This is a genomic window from Streptomyces sp. NPDC051064, assembly GCF_044455985.1.
Lineage (GTDB): Bacteria > Actinomycetota > Actinomycetes > Streptomycetales > Streptomycetaceae > Streptomyces.
In genome coordinates this window covers 461,269-477,871 of record NZ_JBITFK010000007.1, presented here as the reverse complement: position 1 = coordinate 477,871, position 16,603 = coordinate 461,269, and the positions used below count along the sequence as shown (strand labels likewise).

General features: G+C 71.5%; 13 protein-coding genes. 6 read left to right on the top strand and 7 right to left on the bottom strand.

Going from position 1 to position 16,603, the window contains the following annotated elements; translation table 11 throughout:
- The first annotated feature begins 60 nt into the window (after positions 1 to 60).
- The 3 genes from ACIBCU_RS26675 to ACIBCU_RS26665 all read left to right on the top strand — a co-directional run bounded on the left by ACIBCU_RS26675 (position 61) and on the right by ACIBCU_RS26665 (position 3,063).
- Positions 61 to 1,641, top strand: coding sequence for an ABC transporter substrate-binding protein (locus tag ACIBCU_RS26675; protein WP_399234579.1), 1,581 nt, complete (start codon positions 61 to 63; stop codon positions 1,639 to 1,641).
- 89 nt (positions 1,642 to 1,730) lie between these two features.
- The gene (locus ACIBCU_RS26670) at positions 1,731 to 2,450 is read left to right on the top strand and encodes a uracil-DNA glycosylase (RefSeq protein ID WP_362928724.1); all 720 of its coding nucleotides are present in this window, start codon (positions 1,731 to 1,733) and stop codon (positions 2,448 to 2,450) included.
- A gap of 76 nt (positions 2,451 to 2,526) precedes the next feature.
- Positions 2,527 to 3,063, top strand: coding sequence for a hypothetical protein (locus ACIBCU_RS26665; RefSeq protein ID WP_399234504.1), 537 nt, complete (start codon positions 2,527 to 2,529; stop codon positions 3,061 to 3,063).
- A 268-nt stretch (positions 3,064 to 3,331) separates the two neighbouring features.
- On the opposite strand, the gene ACIBCU_RS26660 is transcribed toward ACIBCU_RS26665, so the two are convergent.
- The gene (locus ACIBCU_RS26660; RefSeq protein WP_399234502.1) at positions 3,332 to 3,967 is read right to left on the bottom strand and encodes a TetR/AcrR family transcriptional regulator; all 636 of its coding nucleotides are present in this window, start codon (positions 3,965 to 3,967) and stop codon (positions 3,332 to 3,334) included.
- Positions 3,968 to 4,049: 82 nt separating this feature from the next.
- On the opposite strand from ACIBCU_RS26660, the gene ACIBCU_RS26655 reads away from it, so the two are divergent.
- Both ACIBCU_RS26655 and ACIBCU_RS26650 read left to right on the top strand, forming a co-directional pair.
- Positions 4,050 to 5,261 carry an FAD-dependent monooxygenase gene (locus tag ACIBCU_RS26655; RefSeq protein WP_399234577.1) on the top strand — a complete coding sequence of 404 codons (1,212 nt, stop codon included), beginning with the start codon at positions 4,050 to 4,052 and terminating at the stop codon, positions 5,259 to 5,261.
- Between the two features lie 33 nt (positions 5,262 to 5,294).
- Entirely contained in the window at positions 5,295 to 6,200 is a 906-nt protein-coding gene (locus ACIBCU_RS26650) for a Gfo/Idh/MocA family oxidoreductase (RefSeq protein WP_362928718.1), read from the top strand.
- Here the strand turns inward: ACIBCU_RS26650 and lnt are convergent.
- From lnt to ACIBCU_RS26635, 3 genes are all read right to left on the bottom strand, one after another.
- Complete coding sequence (gene lnt / locus ACIBCU_RS26645; RefSeq protein ID WP_399234500.1) at positions 6,124 to 7,752, bottom strand: apolipoprotein N-acyltransferase; 1,629 nt, start codon at positions 7,750 to 7,752, stop codon at positions 6,124 to 6,126. The genes ACIBCU_RS26650 and lnt overlap by 77 nt on opposite strands.
- A gap of 109 nt (positions 7,753 to 7,861) precedes the next feature.
- Complete coding sequence (locus ACIBCU_RS26640) at positions 7,862 to 8,332, bottom strand: nuclear transport factor 2 family protein (RefSeq protein ID WP_362928714.1); 471 nt, start codon at positions 8,330 to 8,332, stop codon at positions 7,862 to 7,864.
- Between the two features lie 75 nt (positions 8,333 to 8,407).
- Complete coding sequence (locus ACIBCU_RS26635; RefSeq protein WP_362928712.1) at positions 8,408 to 9,271, bottom strand: universal stress protein; 864 nt, start codon at positions 9,269 to 9,271, stop codon at positions 8,408 to 8,410.
- A gap of 216 nt (positions 9,272 to 9,487) precedes the next feature.
- Here ACIBCU_RS26635 and ACIBCU_RS26630 point away from each other — a divergent pair, with 216 nt between their 5' ends.
- Positions 9,488 to 13,624 (top strand): molybdopterin-dependent oxidoreductase, encoded by a 4,137-nt coding sequence (locus ACIBCU_RS26630; RefSeq protein ID WP_399234497.1) that lies wholly within the window; start codon positions 9,488 to 9,490, stop codon positions 13,622 to 13,624.
- A 2-nt stretch (positions 13,625 to 13,626) separates the two neighbouring features.
- Here the strand turns inward: ACIBCU_RS26630 and ACIBCU_RS26625 are convergent, their stop codons facing one another.
- The 3 genes from ACIBCU_RS26625 to ACIBCU_RS26615 form a co-directional block, all read right to left on the bottom strand.
- Complete coding sequence (locus ACIBCU_RS26625; RefSeq protein WP_399234495.1) at positions 13,627 to 14,409, bottom strand: SGNH/GDSL hydrolase family protein; 783 nt, start codon at positions 14,407 to 14,409, stop codon at positions 13,627 to 13,629.
- Positions 14,410 to 14,617: 208 nt separating this feature from the next.
- The gene (locus ACIBCU_RS26620) at positions 14,618 to 15,490 is read right to left on the bottom strand and encodes an undecaprenyl-diphosphate phosphatase (protein WP_362928706.1); all 873 of its coding nucleotides are present in this window, start codon (positions 15,488 to 15,490) and stop codon (positions 14,618 to 14,620) included.
- Positions 15,491 to 15,661: 171 nt separating this feature from the next.
- A complete protein-coding gene (locus ACIBCU_RS26615; RefSeq protein ID WP_399234492.1) occupies positions 15,662 to 16,408 on the bottom strand; it encodes a TVP38/TMEM64 family protein in 747 nt (248 codons plus the stop codon).
- Between the last annotated feature and the right edge of the window lie 195 nt (positions 16,409 to 16,603).

Sequence of the window (16,603 nt, the reverse complement as noted above, 5' to 3'; positions counted from 1 at the left end):
GTTCCGGTGGGGCGCTGCGGTATGGTCTGCCGACCCCAAGGCCGATCGAGGAGCGTGCACGTGTTCTACCGGGCCAGTCTGCAGGCCGCTGCAGCCCTTGCTTCCCTATCTGTGCTGGCCGGCTGTGGTCTGCTGTCCGACAGCAGTTCGGAAACGGACCAGCAGATATCGGTCGGAACGACGAGCTCGCCCTCGACCCTTGATCCCGCGGCGGCGTGGGACGGCTCCTGGGAGCTGATGAGGAACGTCTTCCAGACGCTGGTGAGCTTCCCGACCGGCAGCACCAGCCCCGAGCCGGACGCGGCGAAGGAGTGCCGGTTCACCGACGCCACGAGCATGGCCTACCGGTGCACCCTGCGTTCGGACCTGAAGTTCTCCAACGGCGAGAAGATCGACGCCGAGGCCGTGAAGTACTCCATCGACCGGATCACGAAGATCAAGGTCAAGGGTGGCCCGGCCGGCCTCCTCGGGTCCCTCGACCGGGTCGAGACCAAGGGGGACGACACGGTCATCTTCCACCTCAGCAGGGCGGACGCGACCTTCCCGTTCATCCTGGCCACACCCGCCATGTCGATCGTCGCCCCCGGTGACTACCCCGAGGACAGTATCCGCGACGACGGCAAGGTCACGGGTTCGGGGCCGTACGTCATGGATGCGTACGAGCCGGGCAAGAAGGCCGAGCTGACCAAGAACCCCAGTTACAAGGGGTTCGCCGACCGGAAGAACGACGCGGTCACGATCCGCTACTTCACCGACTCCACCCCCATGGTGAAGGCGCTGAAGAACAAGGAGATCGACGCCACCTACCGCGGCCTCACCGCCGAGGAGGTCATCGGTCTCGAGGACAACAAGAAGGACAACGACGGCCTGCAGATCGTGGAGTCGGTCGGCGCCGACATCCGCTTCCTCGTCTTCAACCCCAAGGACCCGGCGGCGGGGAAGCTCCCCGTCCGGAGGGCCATCGCCCAGATCGTGGACCGGGACGCCCTCGTCGCCAAGGTCTACCGGGGCACCGCGGAACCGCTCTACTCCATGGTTCCGAAGGGCATCGCCGGTCACACCACCAGCTTCTTCGACTCCTTCGGCGACCCGGACGTCGCCAAGGCCAGGGCGATACTCTCCCAGGCGGGTATCACCGAGCCGGTCGAGATGACCTTCTGGTACACCACGGACCGCTACGGTTCCTCCACCGCTCCCGAGTTCGCCGAGCTGAAGCGCCAGCTGGAGGCGACCGGCCTGTTCCGGATCACGCTGAAGAGCGCGCCGTGGAAGTCCTTCCAGGAAGGCTTCACCAAGGGTGACTACCCGGTCTTCGGCCGTGGCTGGTTCCCCGACTTCCCGGACCCGGACAACTTCGTGGCTCCCTTCGTCGGCGAGGACAGCGTCACCGGAACCCCGTATCTGACGAACGAGATCACCCAGGACCTGTTGCCCTCCTCCCGCAAGGAGAGCGACCGCGGTGCGGTCTCCGACCAGTTCAAGCGGGCCCAGGAGATCCTCGTGAAGGATGTGCGGCTGCTGCCCCTGTGGCAGGGCAAGCTCTACGTGGCCGCGGGTGAGGACATCGGCGGAGGCGAGCGCGCGCTCGACCCGCAGACGGTCATGCAGATGTGGGAGCTGTACCGCAAGGCCAGCTGGTAGGAGGGCGACGGCGCCTCGGCGGGCCGGTTGTCAGTGGGCCCCGGTAGGTTCTGTGGTCAAGAACCGATTGCTTACCGGAGGTTGTGGACGTGACCGACACCGACCTGCTGCCCGAGTCCTGGCGCGGCGTCCTCGGCGAAGAGCTGCAGAAGCCCTACTTCAAGGAGCTCATGGACTTTGTCGAGGAGGAGCGGGCCAGGGGGCCGGTGTATCCGCCGCGCGAACAGGTCTTCGCCGCGCTGGAGGCCACGCCGTACGACCGGGTGAAGGTGCTCATCCTCGGCCAGGACCCCTACCACGGCGAGGGGCAGGGGCACGGCCTCTGCTTCTCGGTCCGGCCGGGCGTGAAGACGCCCCCCTCGCTGCGCAACATCTACAAGGAGATGAACGACGAGCTCGGCCTGCCGGTCCCGGACAACGGGTATCTGATGCCGTGGGCCGAGCAGGGCGTCCTGCTGCTCAACGCGGTGCTGACGGTCCGCGGCGGCGAGGCGAATTCGCACAAGGCCAAGGGCTGGGAGAAGGTCACCGACGCGGTGATCCGCGCCGTGGCCGAGCGGCCGGACCCGGCCGTCTTCGTCCTGTGGGGCAACTACGCCCAGAAGAAGGTCCCGCTGATCGACCAGGACCGTCATGTGGTGGTCAAGGGCGCGCATCCCTCGCCGCTCTCCGCCAAGAAGTGGTTCGGCTCCCGCCCCTTCACGCAGATCAACGACGCCGTGGCCGCGCAGGGCCACGAGCCCGTCGACTGGCGGATCCCGGACCTGGGCCTCGGGACGACCCGGCCGACCGCCGGGGCCCGCGCTTGAGCGTGATTGCCCGTGGCTGCCGCTAGCGTCAGAGCCACCGGAACAGGCCGGGCGGTGATCAGGGGAGACCTCTGTAGTGGAGCAGCGGGAAGTGCCGGGGGACGCCGTCATGACCAGGATCGGCCAGGCGATCATGCTGCTCCACGCGGGGGACAGGGAGGAGGCCCGCAACCGGTTCGGGATCATCTGGTCGGAGATCGGTGAGCGCGGTGCCGCCCTGCACCGCTGCACGCTTGCCCACTACATGGCCGACACCCAGGACGATCCCGGCGACGAGCTCGCCTGGGACCTCCGGGCGCTGACAGCCGCGGAAGGCCTGACCGGGGCGGCGGTAACGGACCCGGGCGCGGTCCCGCACGCGGACCCCGGCACGGGCCCGGAGCCGGGCGGCGAGCGCCGGGAGGTGACCGCCGTGCGGGCCCTCGTCCCGTCCCTGCATCTCAGTCTGGCGGCGGACTATCTGAAGCTCCAGCGCTTCGAGTCCGCCCGGGTCCATCTGGACCGTGCCTGGGACGCCGTGGGCGTGCTGGAGGACGACGGATACGGCGGAGGGATCCGCGCCGCCATCGGGCGGATGGAGCAGCGCATGCGAGGGAGCGCGGCGGGGGAGTGACCCGGGCCGGCTCTCCGCCGGGGGCTCCGCCCCGGGCCGGTCAGGCGCCGGTCGCGCCGTCGATCCGTTCCCGCAGGAGGCCGGCGTGGGCGTTGTGCCGGGCGTACTCCTCTCCCAGGCACGACAACTCACTCCTGCACACCCAACCGGCAGCGGCTCACAACCCCTCCAGCATCTTCTCGCCCGGCTGCGTCGAGCGCCGGCACGGACCGTTCCTCTGTCGTCATGCGGGGCATCCTCGCGCAGTGATGGTCGGCGGCGCCGTCGCTCAACCGGCGGCCCCGGTGCCGAGCATCCCCCGCAGCAGTTCGGCGCAGCCCCTGCGCAGCTCCTCCTCGGCCGGCACGGCCCGGTGGTAGGAGCCCACGGCGCACGCGAACATCATCCCTTCCGCCCAGGCCACGACGGACAGCGCGTGGCGCTCCGGTTCGGACGATCCCGCCGCGGTCATCAGAGCCACCAGCGGTTCGCGGAACCGCCGGCCCGCGTCGTCGTAGAACGCCCGGAGGCCGGGGCGCCGGGTGGCCTCCAGGGCCAGTTCGTAGCGGCAGACCAGGAGGTCGGTGGAGCCGGTCAGATAGCGGTGCAGCGCGTGTGCCAGCCCGGCGGCGGCCCCGGCCGGATCGCTGCTCGTGAGCAGCTCCCCCGGCGCGAGCACCCGCGCCTCCAGCTCGGCGAGGCGGCGGGCGGCGGCTTCCAGCAGGGCCTGCCGGGTGCGGGCGTGGTTGGACGTCGACCCCTGGGGGAGCCCGGCCCGCTCGTCCACCGCCCGATGGGTGAGGCCTCTCATCCCGCGTTCGGCGAGAAGGGTGAGAGCGGTGTCGGCGATCAGTTCGGCGCGGGAGGGCGCGGACGGCCGGGCGTCGGCGGCGGCGCCCGCCGGGGGCGTGGAGCGTGTGGGCATGGAACCAATCTACCGCCTCCACTACACCTGTAGTACGGTGGAGCTCACCTACTACAGATGTAGTTCCAAGGAGGAGTCAGTCATGGCGACGTCCCGTGCGGTGGTCATCGGCAGCGGAATCGGCGGACTCACCGCCGCGGCGGCGCTGCACCGGAGCGGGTGGCAGGTCACCGTGCTCGAGCGTGCCGCCTCACTGGAACCCGTCGGCGCGGGCATCAGCCTCGCTCCCAACTCCCAGCGCGCTCTCGACGTCATCGGACTCGGTGACGAGGTCAGGTCCCTCGCGGCCTGGCAGGGGGACGGCGGCATGCGCACACCGTCCGGACGCTGGCTCGCCCGTACGGACAGCGCCGCCGCGGCGGAACGGTTCGGCGGGCCGCTCGTCCTGCTGCACCGCTCGGCGCTCGTCGACCTGCTGCGCGCACGGCTCCCTGAGGGCGCCGTGCGCACCGGGACACCGGCGCGACTCGTGGATCCGGGCCGCGCGGGCGGAAGCCCGGCCCTCGTCAGGACGGCCGCCGGTCACATCGAGGCCGAACTGGTGGTCGGTGCCGACGGCATCGGCTCGGCCGTGCGCACCGAGCTGTTCCCGAGCCACCCCGGCCCCTCGTACAGCGGCTTCACCACCTGGCGCGTCCTCGCCCCCGGGCTGGGCCGCACCTTCAGCTCGCACGAGACCTGGGGCCGCGGCGCGCTCTGGGGCAGCCATCCCCTGAAGGACGGCGGGATCTACGCCTACGCCGCGGCAGCCGTCCCCGCGGGAGCTCGGGCCGCCGACGACGAGAAGGCCGAGCTGCTGCGCAGGTACGGCGACTGGCACGACCCGATCCCCGCGATCATCGACGCCGTCGAGCCCGATCAGGTCCTGCGCCACGACGTGTACCAGCTGGCCGATCCGCTGCCGTCCTTCCACCGGGGCCGCACCGTCCTCGTCGGCGACTCGGCGCACGCCATGGTGCCCTTCCCCGGCCAGGGCGGTAACCAGGCCATCGAGGACGCCGTCGTGCTCGCCCACCACGTCACACCGGACGGTGACCTGGAAGCGGGTGTGGCCGCCTACAGCGCGGCCAGGCATCCCCGTACGACCGCCATGGTCCGCAAGGCGGCGCAGGTCTCCCGGATGACAGGGCTGTCCAGTGCGCCGGCCGTCGCCCTGCGGAACGGGCTGATGTCCGCCGTCTCCCGTCTGGGCCCGGGTCTCGTCCTGCGCACGTTCGACGGGATCTGTGACTGGCAGCCGCCACAGCGCACGTATGCTGCCGGGACCAGGGAAGGACAGACGACGCGACCGTGACAGGGCCCTGGTCAAGGCGACAGGGAGAACCTCGTGAAGGTCGGCTGCATCGGGCTCGGCGACATCGCGCAGAAGGCGTATCTGCCGGTACTGACGACTCTGCCCGGCGTCGAACTGCATCTGCAGACCCGCACCCCGGCCACGCTGGCGGCTGTCGCCGGGGCCCACCGGATTCCCGAGGGGCAGTGCCACGAGGACCTCGGCTCGCTGCTCGACCGAGGGCTGGACGCCGCCTTCGTGCACGCGCCGACCGCCGCCCACGCGGAGATCGTGGGACGGCTGCTCGAAGCGGGCGTCCCCACCTACGTCGACAAACCCCTCTCCTACGAACTCGCGGAGTCCGAGCGGCTGGTGTCCCTCGCCGAGGAGCGCCGTGTCTCTCTCGCGGTCGGGTTCAACCGCAGGCTCGCCCCCTCGTACGCGCAGTGCGCCGAGCACCCGCGGGAGCTGATCCTCCTGCAGAAGAACCGGGTGGGCCTGCCCGAGGACCCGCGCACCATGGTGCTGGACGACTTCATCCATGTCGTCGACACCCTGCGCTTCCTGGTCCCCGGCCCCGTGTCGAACGTCGTCGTGCGGGCGCGGATCGCCGAAGGGCTCATGCACCATGTGGTGCTCCAGCTGTCCGGCGACGGATTCACGGCCATCGGCATGATGAACCGGCTCAACGGATCGACGGAGGAGATCCTGGAGGTCTCGGGGCAGGACACCAAGCGGCAGGTCCTCAACCTCGCCGACGTCGTGGACCACAAGGGGCAGCCGACCCTGCGGCGGCGCGGGGACTGGGTACCGGTCGCCCGCCAGCGCGGAATCGAACAGAGCGTGCTGTCCTTCCTGGACGCGGTGCGGTCCGGCGAGGTGCTCAGCGCCCGGGACGCCCTGGAGACCCACCGGCTGTGCGAGCGGGTGGTCCTGGACGCTTCGGAGCAGGCGTCCTGAGGGACCGCAGCCCCGCCGCTCCGAGGAAGACGGCCAGCACCGCCAGCGCGCCGTACACCGGCCAGGCCCCCAGCCGGACGTAGAGGGTGGTGCCCCGGGCGAGCGGTACGTCGTAGACGGCGGCCCCGCTCGCGTCCGTACCCAGCGGTGCCCCCACCCGCTCGCCGCGAGGGCCGTACGCCGCGCTCACGCCCGTCAGCGTGGCGTGCACCATCGGGCGGCCCGTCTCCGCCGCCCGAAGCGCCCCCAGCGAGGCGTGCTGTTCGGGCGCCCAGCTCTGCTGGAACGTCGAGGTGGAGGACTGGGCGACGATCAGCTGGGCGCCGGCCTTCGTCAGCTGCCGGCTCATGTCGGGGAACGCCGACTCGAAGCACACCAGGGGACCCATCCGCAGCCCGTCCGGCAGCTCCATCACCACGGGCTCGACTCCCCGCAGCCGGTCCTCACCCGCGGCCTTGCCGACCGAGGTCGCCCAGCCGAGGAGCGCGCGGGCCGGGACGTACTCACCGAACGGCACCAGGCGCATCTTGTCGTAGTGGTCCCCGGTCGGGCCGTCCGGACCCACCAGCACCGCGGACTTGAAGATTCCGGCGCGGTCGGGGCCGTCCGTGCGCCGGGCGTCCATGTTGACCAGTACATCGGCCCCGACCAGACGGGACAGTGCGGCGACACGGTCCGCCGTCGCCTTGCTCCTGGACAGATCGACGGCCACGCTGCTCTCGCCCCACACCACCAGGTCCACGTCCCGGTCCGCGAGGCCCCGGGTCAGTTCCTCGCCACGCGCGAAGCGGCGTTCGATGCTGCCGGGACCCTCGACGACACCCGGCTGCACGACGGCGATCCGGGCCGTCCCGGTCTCCTCGGGACGCGGCGCCCAGAGCGCTGTCGCGCCCACGCCCAGCGCCCCCGCCACCAGACACGCGGCCCCGGCCGTACGGGCCGCCGGGACGGCCAGCAACAGCACGACCACCGTGTTCACGGCCACGAGCCCCAGACTCACCAGCCACACACCTCCCACCGAGGCGACGCTCAGCGCCGGCGGTACGTCCCACTGGCTGGCGCCCAGCAGGCCCCAGGGGCCGCCGAGCCCCTCCCAGGAGCGGACCAGTTCGATCACGAGCCATCCGGAGGGCACCACGGCCACCGCGGCCACCGAACGCCGGACGGACGGGGAGCCCCCGAGGAGCCGGGCCACGAGCACGCCCCAAGGGGCCCAGAGCAGTCCCAGCAGGGCGGCGAGCAGCAGGATGAAGACATGGAGGCTCGGCATCAGCCAGTGGTGCGCGGCGAGCATGAAGCCCGTACCGCCGAGCCAGCCGTCGACCGCCGCACGGCGTTCCGTGCCCGCCGAGCGGATCAGCAGCAGCCAGGGCACCAGGGCGACGTAGGCGAGCCACCAGAGCGATGGTGCGGGAAACGCCAGGGCGGGCAGGGCGCCCGCGCACAGGGCCACGGCGCCGCGCCCGGTCCTGGACCGAAGCAGCCGTTCGTACGGCCGTGCACCTTCGTCACCGGCCGACCCGTCGCGGAGCCGCCCGCGCAGCATCGGCATACATGCCCTCCTCGCCGGTCGTGCGCCTGATCCCAGTGTGGTGCAGAAGATCAGCAGCGCACAGGGGGCGTGCCGCGGCCACCGGACGGGCGCCCCCGCCGGCCGCGGATCAGCCGGCTGCCGCCCCCGGCGCGTACCGCCACTTCCGGTGCGCCGTGACGGTCCGGATCCGCCAGCCCGGTTCCGTACGCACCAGCTCGAAGACGTACCCGCCGCCGGTGACCAGGGCCGGAGACGTCTCTCCGTCCCAGGCCACCGGGCCCGTCGGGCTGAGGTAGTCGGCCCGCACCTGCGCCCGGTCGCCGGGGTAGCCGCCCAGATCCTGGAGATCGAGAAGCCTGTTGACGATCAGGTGCTGGCGGGCCGGGTACGGCCGAAGACTCTCCGCCAGCCACCCCGCGGCCTCGGAGGCCGGCCCCTCGGCACCGCCCGCACCGCGGTAGTCGGCGCGTCCGTCCGGCGTGAACAGGGCGCCGTAGTCCTCCCAAGCGCCGTCGCCCGACGCCACGGCGTAATCGGTGATCACTGCATCGATGGAGAGCCGGTCCATCACCGTCGCGAGAGCCACGCGCTGTGTCATCGCCCAAGTCTCCGCCGTCGCGCGCCGCACGCCAAGGGGCCGTGCCGGTCCTCAGGGCCGGACCGGGGGGAGGTGTCAGACGGGGACGACGGCCACCGGGCCGAGGGCGTGCGTCACCGTCGTCTGCGCGACGGGGGAGAGGCCCAGCCCGAGGGCCTCGCCGCCCCTGCGCCGCCCGACCACGGTCAGCGCGGCGGTGGCCGATGCCGTGACCAGGGTGCGGGACGCCGAGCCCCGGACCGGTTCGCGCACGACCTCCACCTGTGGGTACCTCTCGTGCCGGCCCGCCGTGAGTTCGGCGAGCGCCCGCTCGGCCGAGTCCGCCGCCGCGTCGCTGTCGAACACCGGGCCGCCGGACAGCATCGAGGAGAACATCGTCCACCCGTGCACCAGCCGCAGCCGTGCACCCGGCCTGGAGGAGGCGGCCGCGTAGGCGAAATCCAGGACCGCCCCGCTGCTCTCGTCGGCGGCGACCCCCGCGACCACGTCCGGGAAGGCGTCCGACGGCTCCACCTCGCCCTCGTCCGTCCTGCCGGCGTGGGCGACGACGACCGGACAGTGCGCCATCGAGGCGGTGGCCAGGCTGTTGGATCCGATCATCAGCGAGCGGAATCCGCCGAGACCACGCGAGCCGACGACCACCAGCGAGGCGTCACGGCTGAGCGAGGTCAGCGCCGCCGAGGGAAAGTCCAGCGGCGCCAGCGTCGAGGTGGGCAGCTCGGGGGCGAGCCGGGAGGTCCGCAGCACGGCCTGCGCCAGCAGTTCCTCGGCCTCACGCAGCCCTCTCTCCTCCTCCGCACGCCGGGTGGGCGGCCTGACATGCACGATCAGCAGCGGCAGACCGGTGCGCACCGCCTCGGCGGCGGCCCAGTCGAGCGCCTCCCAGCTGTGGGCGGAGCCGTCCACGGCGGCGATCACGGGAAGGTCGTCGGCGGTCATGCAAGCCTCCACGGGGTCGGAGAGCTTCCGGGCCGGGGCGGGACAGCCCTGAATCGTGATTATGACCCGGCTGAGCGCCGGAGGCCCGGCGGGCCCTCACCGGCGTACGCGGACCACTGTGCAGCGGACGTAACCACGCCTGATCGTCCGGCGTGACACCCGGGAAACGGACGTTTCGTACGGTCGCGACATCAGCGTCCCCATGAAAGGCCGTCCATGACCGTGCCGAATCCGCAGCCGGACACCCCCGCCCAGGTGCGGACGGTCTGCTCGTACTGCGGTGTCGGGTGCGGGATGGTCCTGGACATCGGTACGGGCCCCGACGGCCGGCGTACCGTCCTCAAGGCCACGGGAGACAAGGCGCACCCCACGAACGGCGGGCGGCTCTGCACCAAGGGGGCGACGAGCGCGGAGATGCTGGCCGCACCCGGCAGGCTGACGACGGCCCTGGTCCGGGCCGACCGCAGCGAGGAGCCCGCGCCGCTGCCCATGGAAGCAGCCGTCAAGGAGACCGCGCGACGGCTGCGCGCGGTCGTCGACGAGCACGGACCCGACGCGCTCGCCCTCTACGTCTCCGGGCAGATGACGCTGGAGGCGCAGTACCTCGCCAACAAACTGGCCAAGGGCTTCGTCCGCACGAGCTGGATCGAGTCCAACTCCCGGCTCTGCATGGCCAGTGCGGGCAGCGGCTACAAACTCTCGCTGGGCGCCGACGGCCCGCCCGGGTCGTACGAGGACTTCGACCACGCCGACACGTTCCTCGTCATCGGCTCCAACATGGCCGACTGCCACCCCATTCTCTTCCTCCGCCTCATGGAACGGGTGAAGGCCGGCGCGAAACTCATCGTCGTCGACCCCCGGCGCAACGCCACCGCCGCCAAGGCCGACCTGTTCCTGCAGATACGCCCGGGCACGGACCTCGCCCTGCTCAACGGCCTCATGCACCTCCTCGTGGAGAACGGCCACACCGACCCGGAGTTCATCGCCGAGCACACCGAGGGCTGGGAGGCGATGCCCGGCTTCCTCCAGGACTACACGCCCGCCGCCGTCGCGGAGATCACCGGCATCCCCGAGGCGGACATCCGGCTGGCCGCCCGCTGGATCGGCGAGGCGGGTGAGTGGATGAGCTGCTGGACCATGGGCCTCAACCAGAGCACCCACGGCACCTGGAACACCAACGCCCTGATCAATCTGCATCTGGCCACCGGAGCCGTCTGCCGTCCCGGCAGCGGCCCCTTCTCGCTCACCGGCCAGCCCAACGCCATGGGCGGCCGCGAGATGGGCTACATGGGCCCCGGCCTGCCCGGGCAGCGTGGCCTGCAGTCCGACGAGGACCGCGCCTTCACCGAGGAGCTGTGGGGCGTCGCCCCCGGAACCCTGCGTACGGACGCGGCGGGCGTCGGGACCGTCGACATGTTCCGGCGCATGTCGGACGGCGCGATCAAGGCCTGCTGGATCATCTGCACCAACCCGGTGGCATCCGTGGCCAACCGCCGAACGGTCATCGAAGGGCTCGAGTCCGCGGAGTTCGTGGTCACCCAGGACGTGTTCGCCGACACCGAGACCAACGCGTACGCCGATGTCGCCCTGCCCGCCGCGCTGTGGGGCGAGGCCGAGGGCGTCATGATCAACTCGGAACGGAACCTCACGCTCGCCGGACAGGCCACCGATCCGCCGGGGGAGGCCTGGCCGGACTGGCGGATCATCGCGCGGATCGCCTGTGAGATGGGGTACGAGGAGGCCTTCGGCTACAGCAGCGCCGAGGAGATCTTCGAGGAGATCAAGCGGGCCCACAACCCGAAGACCGGCTACGACCTGCGTGGAGTCACCTACGAGCGGCTGCGCCGCACCCCCGTCCAGTGGCCCAGCGCCACCCCGGACGGCTCCGCGCGCAACCCGGTCCGCTACCTCAACGACGGAGTCAGCCAGAACCGGGCCGTACGCGCCGATGGGAGCGTGCCACGGCTCGTGTTCCCCACCCCGAGCGGGCGGGCGGTGTTCTTCGCCCGCCCGCACATGCCGCCGGCCGAGATGCCCGACGACGACTTCCCCTTCGTGCTCAACACCGGCCGCCTCCAGCACCAGTGGCACACCCTCACGAAGACCGGGAAGGTCGCCAAGCTCAACAGGCTGAACCCCGGCCCCTTCGTGGAGATCAACCCGCGGGACGCGGCGGCCCTCTCGATCACGGAGGGTGACCCGGTCGAAGTCGCCTCGCGGCGCGGCCGGGCCGTGCTGCCGGCCGTCGTGACCGACCGGGTGCGGCCCGGGGACTGCTTCGCGCCGTTCCACTGGAACGATCTCTTCGGCGAGTACCTCAGCGTCAACGCCGTCACCAACGACGCCGTCGACCCGGTCTCCTTCCAGCCCGAGTTCAAGGTCTGCGCGGTGACGCTGGTGAAGGTCGCCGCAGTGGTGCCGGCCACCGCGCCGGCCTCCGTCGTCCCTGTCCCGGCTGCCGTGGACGGACCCGTCGCCGCCCTCGCCGGGGTGTTCGGGACCGCGGACACGGCCCCGCCGGTACTGGCCGAGCACGAGCGGCGTTATCTGTCCGGATTCCTCGCGGGACTCGGCACACAGCCGGCGGGCACCCCCGTGCTGCCGGTGCACGCGCCCTTCGAACCTGACCATGCCCTGTGGGTCAACGGCGTGCTGGCCGGCATGTTCTCGCGCGCGCCAGGCGACGGCTCCCGCGCCCCCGAGCCCGTCGGGGCGGCCCAGGGGTCCGGCGCCGTACCGGGCCGGCAGGTCGTGGTCCTGTGGGCCTCGCAGACCGGCAACGCCGAGGAGGTCGCCGCGGCCGCGGCCCGGCGGCTGACCGCCGAAGGAAGGGCGGCGACCCTCCTCGGGATGGATGACAGCCCCCTGGACAGCCTGCCGCGCACAGCCGATCTGCTGGTCGTCACCAGCACGTTCGGCGACGGGGACGCGCCGGACAACGGCTCCGGATTCTGGGAGTCGCTCAACGCGCCCGACACGCCCCGGCTGGACGGGGTCCGCTATGCCGTACTCGCCCTCGGGGACTCCTCGTACGACGACTTCTGCGGGCACGGCAGGCGGCTCGACGAGCGGTTCGGTGAGCTGGGCGCCGTGCGGCTCGTCCCCCGTACGGACTGCGAACCGGACTACGAGGAGCCGGCCGGACGGTGGCTCGACGAGGTGTTCGCCGCCCTGGACGCCCCGCCCGTCCCCGCCGGGCCCACCGCTCCCGACGCCCCTCCGGCGCCGGCCCGTTCCACCAGGACGGCGACCGGGCGGCTCGTGGGCAACCAGCTGCTCAGCCTTCCCGGCGCCACCAAGGAAGTGCGCCGGTTCACCTTCGACACGCAGGACAGCCCCGTACCTCTCACGTACGAGGCGGGCGACGCACTCGGCGTGGAGGCGCGCAACTGCCCGGAGCTGGTGGCGGAATGGCTTGCCGTCACCGGCCTGGACCCCACGGACACCGTCGACGTGCCAGGCGTCGGGTCCGTATCCCTGGGCGAGGCTCTCCACCGTCATCTGGACATCGCCCGGATCACCCCCGGCCTGCTGCGCCTGGTCGCCGAACGCACCCACGACCGCACCCTCAAGAAGCTCCTGCGCCCGGACAACAAGGGCGAACTCGCCCAGTGGACCTGGGGCCGGCAGGCCGTCGACGTCATCGCCGAGCACTCCGCCCGCGCCTCCGCGGCCGAGTGGACCTCGGCCCTCACCCGCCTCCGGCCGAGGCTCTACTCCATATCCTCCAGCCCGCTCACCGACCCCGGTCTCGTGAGCCTCACCGTCTCCGTCGTCCGCTACGAGAACCGGCACGGCGCCGTCCGCAAGGGCGTGGCCTCCACCTTCCTCGCCGACGCGGAACCGGGCAGCCCCGTTCCCGTGTTCGTCCAGCGCGCCCCGCACTTCCGTCCCCCGGCCGATCCGGCCACCCCCATGGTGATGGTCGGTCCCGGCACCGGGGTCGCCCCGTTCGTCGGGTTCCTCGACGAACGGCGCGCCCGCGGCCACCGCGCCCCGAACTGGCTGTTCTTCGGCGAGCAGCGCAAGGCGACCGACTTCTACTACCGCGACGAACTCGACTCCCTGCGCCGCGACTCCACCCTCACCCGGCTGGACACCGCCTTCTCCCGCGACCAGCGGGCCAAGATCTACGTACAGGACCGGATGCGGGAGCACGGCGCCCAGCTCTGGTCCTGGCTCCAGGACGGCGCCCACTTCTACGTCTGCGGCGACGCCTCCCGGATGGCGAAGGACGTGGACCGGGCGCTGCGGGACATCGCCATGGCCCACGGCGGACTCCAGGAGGACGCCGCCGCCGCGTACGTCAAGCAGCTCGCCGCCGACAAACGGTATGTGCGCGACGTGTACTGAGATCAGTTCCCCGACACGGCGGCGCTGAAGGCCGGCAGATACGCGGACTCGTGGCCCTCGGCCGTCGGGTGGACGTTCGAGCTGCTGATCCAGGCGTCGCTCGTGCAGATCTCGTGCCCGGCGAAGGCGGGCCGGCCGTCCGCGAACGCGAACCCGGCCGCCGCCGCACGGCCCGCGATCGTCTCGTTGAGGAGATCCGAACCCTGGTTGACGGCCGTGCGCTCGGCGGAGCTGAGCCCGCCGAGGCAGAGGCCGCCCTCCTTGTAGAGGTGCGGGTAACCGATGACGACGACCTGGGAGTGGGGCGCCCGGGCACGGATGGTCGCGTAGAGGCTGTCCAGCTCGCCCGGCAGCTCGTTCACGACGTACTCCCCGGCCGTCTCCAGGGCCCGCTCGCAGGCCGGCCGGGTGGAGTACTGACAGCTGAGCATGGTCGAGGCGAAGCCGGAGTCGTTGCCCCCGATGCTCAGGCTGACCAGGGTGGTGTCCTCGTCCAGCTCGTCCACCTGGTCGCTGAGCACGTCGGGGATCTTCGCTCCACCGCAGGCGGCGAACACGAACGAGGCCGGGTCGATGGCATCGGCCCAGAGAGCGGGGTAGGCGTTACGGCTCCGGGTGCACGCGATGTCGGAGTAACTGCCGGCGCCGGTACCGGAGGCGTACGAGTCGCCGAGGGCCACGTAGTTCACCTCGGCGGCCTCCGGGGCGGCTGCCGCGGTGGACATGGTGACCGAGGCGATCGCGAGGGCCAGCGGTGCGCCACCGGCGGTACGGGGGAGAGGCATGGGGTTCTCCGTGGTGTGGGAGGGAACGCGGCCGGCGCACGGCTGCCGCGCGAGGCCGACGGCCGTGACCACGCCCAACCTCCCGCTCCGGCGCGCCCACGTCATCGGCGAAATGACCCATCCCCGGCGCGCTGCTGCGGCGCCCCCACCGGCATTGCGGCCGACAGGTCGCCGCTCCCCACCCCTCCAGGACCCGCGAGAGTTCCTGTCAGCCTGCGGACTCGCCCGCGTGCGGGCTCAGCACACCCGCACCGACCAGGATGAACAGCACGATGCCCAGGATCACGCGGTAGATGACGAACGGCATGAAGCTCTTCGTCGTAATGAACTTCATGAACCAGGCAATTACGGCATAACCGACGGCGAACGCGATGATCGTCGCGAAGATCGTCGGCCCCCAGGAGACGTGCCCTTCGCCCGCGTCCTTCAGCTCGAACGCGCCCGAGGCCAGCACCGCCGGAATCGCCAGCAGGAAGGAGTAGCGGGCCGCAGCCTCGCGGGTGTACCCCATGAGCAGGCCACCGCTGATCGTCGCACCCGAGCGGGAGACACCCGGGATCAGGGCCATCGCCTGGCAGACGCCGAAGATCAGACCGTCCCTGACACCCAGTTCCTTCAGGGACTTGCGCTCCTTGATGGCCCGGTGCTTGCCGCCGTCCTCGTCGCGGGCCGCGAGCCGGTCCGCGATGCCGAGGACGATGCCCATGACGATCAGCGTCGTCGCGATCAGACGCAGATCACGGAACGGGCCCTCGATCTGGTCCTTGAAGGTCACCCCGAGCACACCGATGGGAATCGATCCGATGATGACCAGCCAGCCCATCTGGGCATCATGGTCGCCGCGCATCGAGGAATTGGTCAGAGACCGGAACCAGGCCGAGATGATCCGGGCGATGTCCTTGCGGAAGTAGATGAGGACCGCGGCCTCCGTGCCGATCTGCGTGATCGCGGTGAACGCGGCTCCCGGGTCGTGCCAGCCCGCGAAGGCCGCGGTCAGCCGCAGATGCGCGCTGGAGGAGATCGGCAGGAACTCGGTCAGTCCCTGAACGAGGCCCAGGACGAATGATTCGAACCAGCTCATGGGGCTTAGGCCATCCCGGAGGTACTCATGCAACGGCCGACGGACGCGAAGGTCGTCGGCGGCGTGCGGATGCGGTCAGAAAAGGGGACGGGACGCCACGGCCCCGGACATCCTCTGTCGGTTGCGCGCAGCGTATCGCCTACAGGTGAACAGACTCCCGCCTGCCCCTGGCTACGCCGCGTCCCTCGCCGCGGGCGACGGCGCACCGTCCGTGCCGCCCAGCTTGTGCCGCCTGCGCCAGGCCACGAGCGCCGCGCCCGCCCCGGACAGCACGATGAAGCCCATCGCGGCCAGGAACACCGGCGACGTGGGGGAGGAGGCCGAGCTGCCCGCGATGACGTACGCGGCCGTGTTCGGGATCGAGCCGAGCCCGGTGGCCAGCAGGAACGGCGGGTAGCCCATGCGGGAGGTCGCCGCGCAGTAGTTGGCCGCGGCGAACGGCACCCCGGGGAAGAGCCGCAGCGCCAGCATCGACCTGAACCCGTGCCGGCTCAGCAGACCGTCCGCCGCCTTGAGGTACTTGCCGCGCAACAGAGTCCGGAGCGCGTCCTGCCCCAGCACCCTGCCGAGCAGGAAGGAGACGCCGGCACCGAGGACGGTTCCGGCCAGAGCCGCCGCGAGACCGGCCTGGGCACCGAAGAGCGCACCGGCGGCCAGGTTGAGCAGCGGACGCGGCACGAAGGCCACGGTGCACACGCCGTACGCGAGCCCGAACAGCATCGCAGCGGCGGAACCCGTGAGTTGAGGTGGCCAGCCGGAGGCCAGCAGCCGCTGTGGTTCGAACAGCAGCATGGTGGAGGCAGCGGCCAGCAGGACCGCCACGAGCAGGGAGAACCGGGCCCAGGGGGACAGCAGCGCCCTCGTACAGCGCACTGCGAGGCCACCGGAGGGCCGTGTTGCGGGGACGGGGTCGAACATCTGGGGAGCGTAACCGAAACAGGTGTGTGATCGCCGTAATGTCCGTGCGCGGGCGACGAGTCACTCATCACGCCGTCCGGCTCATCGGCCCTGCCGGCCCGCGCGAAAAGCATTCGACGCCGACGCGACGCTCCGCCATGATCAGGGCATGTTCCGGTACGCCTTCCTCGCAGCGCAGTCCGCGGTCGCGGACGC

Bases quoted from the DNA above. Each gene is read 5' to 3' on its own strand.
- ACIBCU_RS26660 (WP_399234502.1), bottom strand. From the start codon at position 3,967: ATGCCCACACGCTCCACGCCCCCGGCGGGCGCCGCCGCCGACGCCCGG.
- ACIBCU_RS26655 (WP_399234577.1), top strand. From the start codon at position 4,050: ATGGCGACGTCCCGTGCGGTGGTCATCGGCAGCGGAATCGGCGGACTC.
- lnt (WP_399234500.1), bottom strand. From the start codon at position 7,752: ATGCCGATGCTGCGCGGGCGGCTCCGCGACGGGTCGGCCGGTGACGAA.
- ACIBCU_RS26640 (WP_362928714.1), bottom strand. From the start codon at position 8,332: ATGACACAGCGCGTGGCTCTCGCGACGGTGATGGACCGGCTCTCCATC.
- ACIBCU_RS26635 (WP_362928712.1), bottom strand. From the start codon at position 9,271: ATGACCGCCGACGACCTTCCCGTGATCGCCGCCGTGGACGGCTCCGCC.
- ACIBCU_RS26630 (WP_399234497.1), top strand. From the start codon at position 9,488: ATGACCGTGCCGAATCCGCAGCCGGACACCCCCGCCCAGGTGCGGACG.
- ACIBCU_RS26625 (WP_399234495.1), bottom strand. From the start codon at position 14,409: ATGCCTCTCCCCCGTACCGCCGGTGGCGCACCGCTGGCCCTCGCGATC.
- ACIBCU_RS26620 (WP_362928706.1), bottom strand. From the start codon at position 15,490: ATGAGCTGGTTCGAATCATTCGTCCTGGGCCTCGTTCAGGGACTGACC.
- ACIBCU_RS26615 (WP_399234492.1), bottom strand. From the start codon at position 16,408: ATGTTCGACCCCGTCCCCGCAACACGGCCCTCCGGTGGCCTCGCAGTG.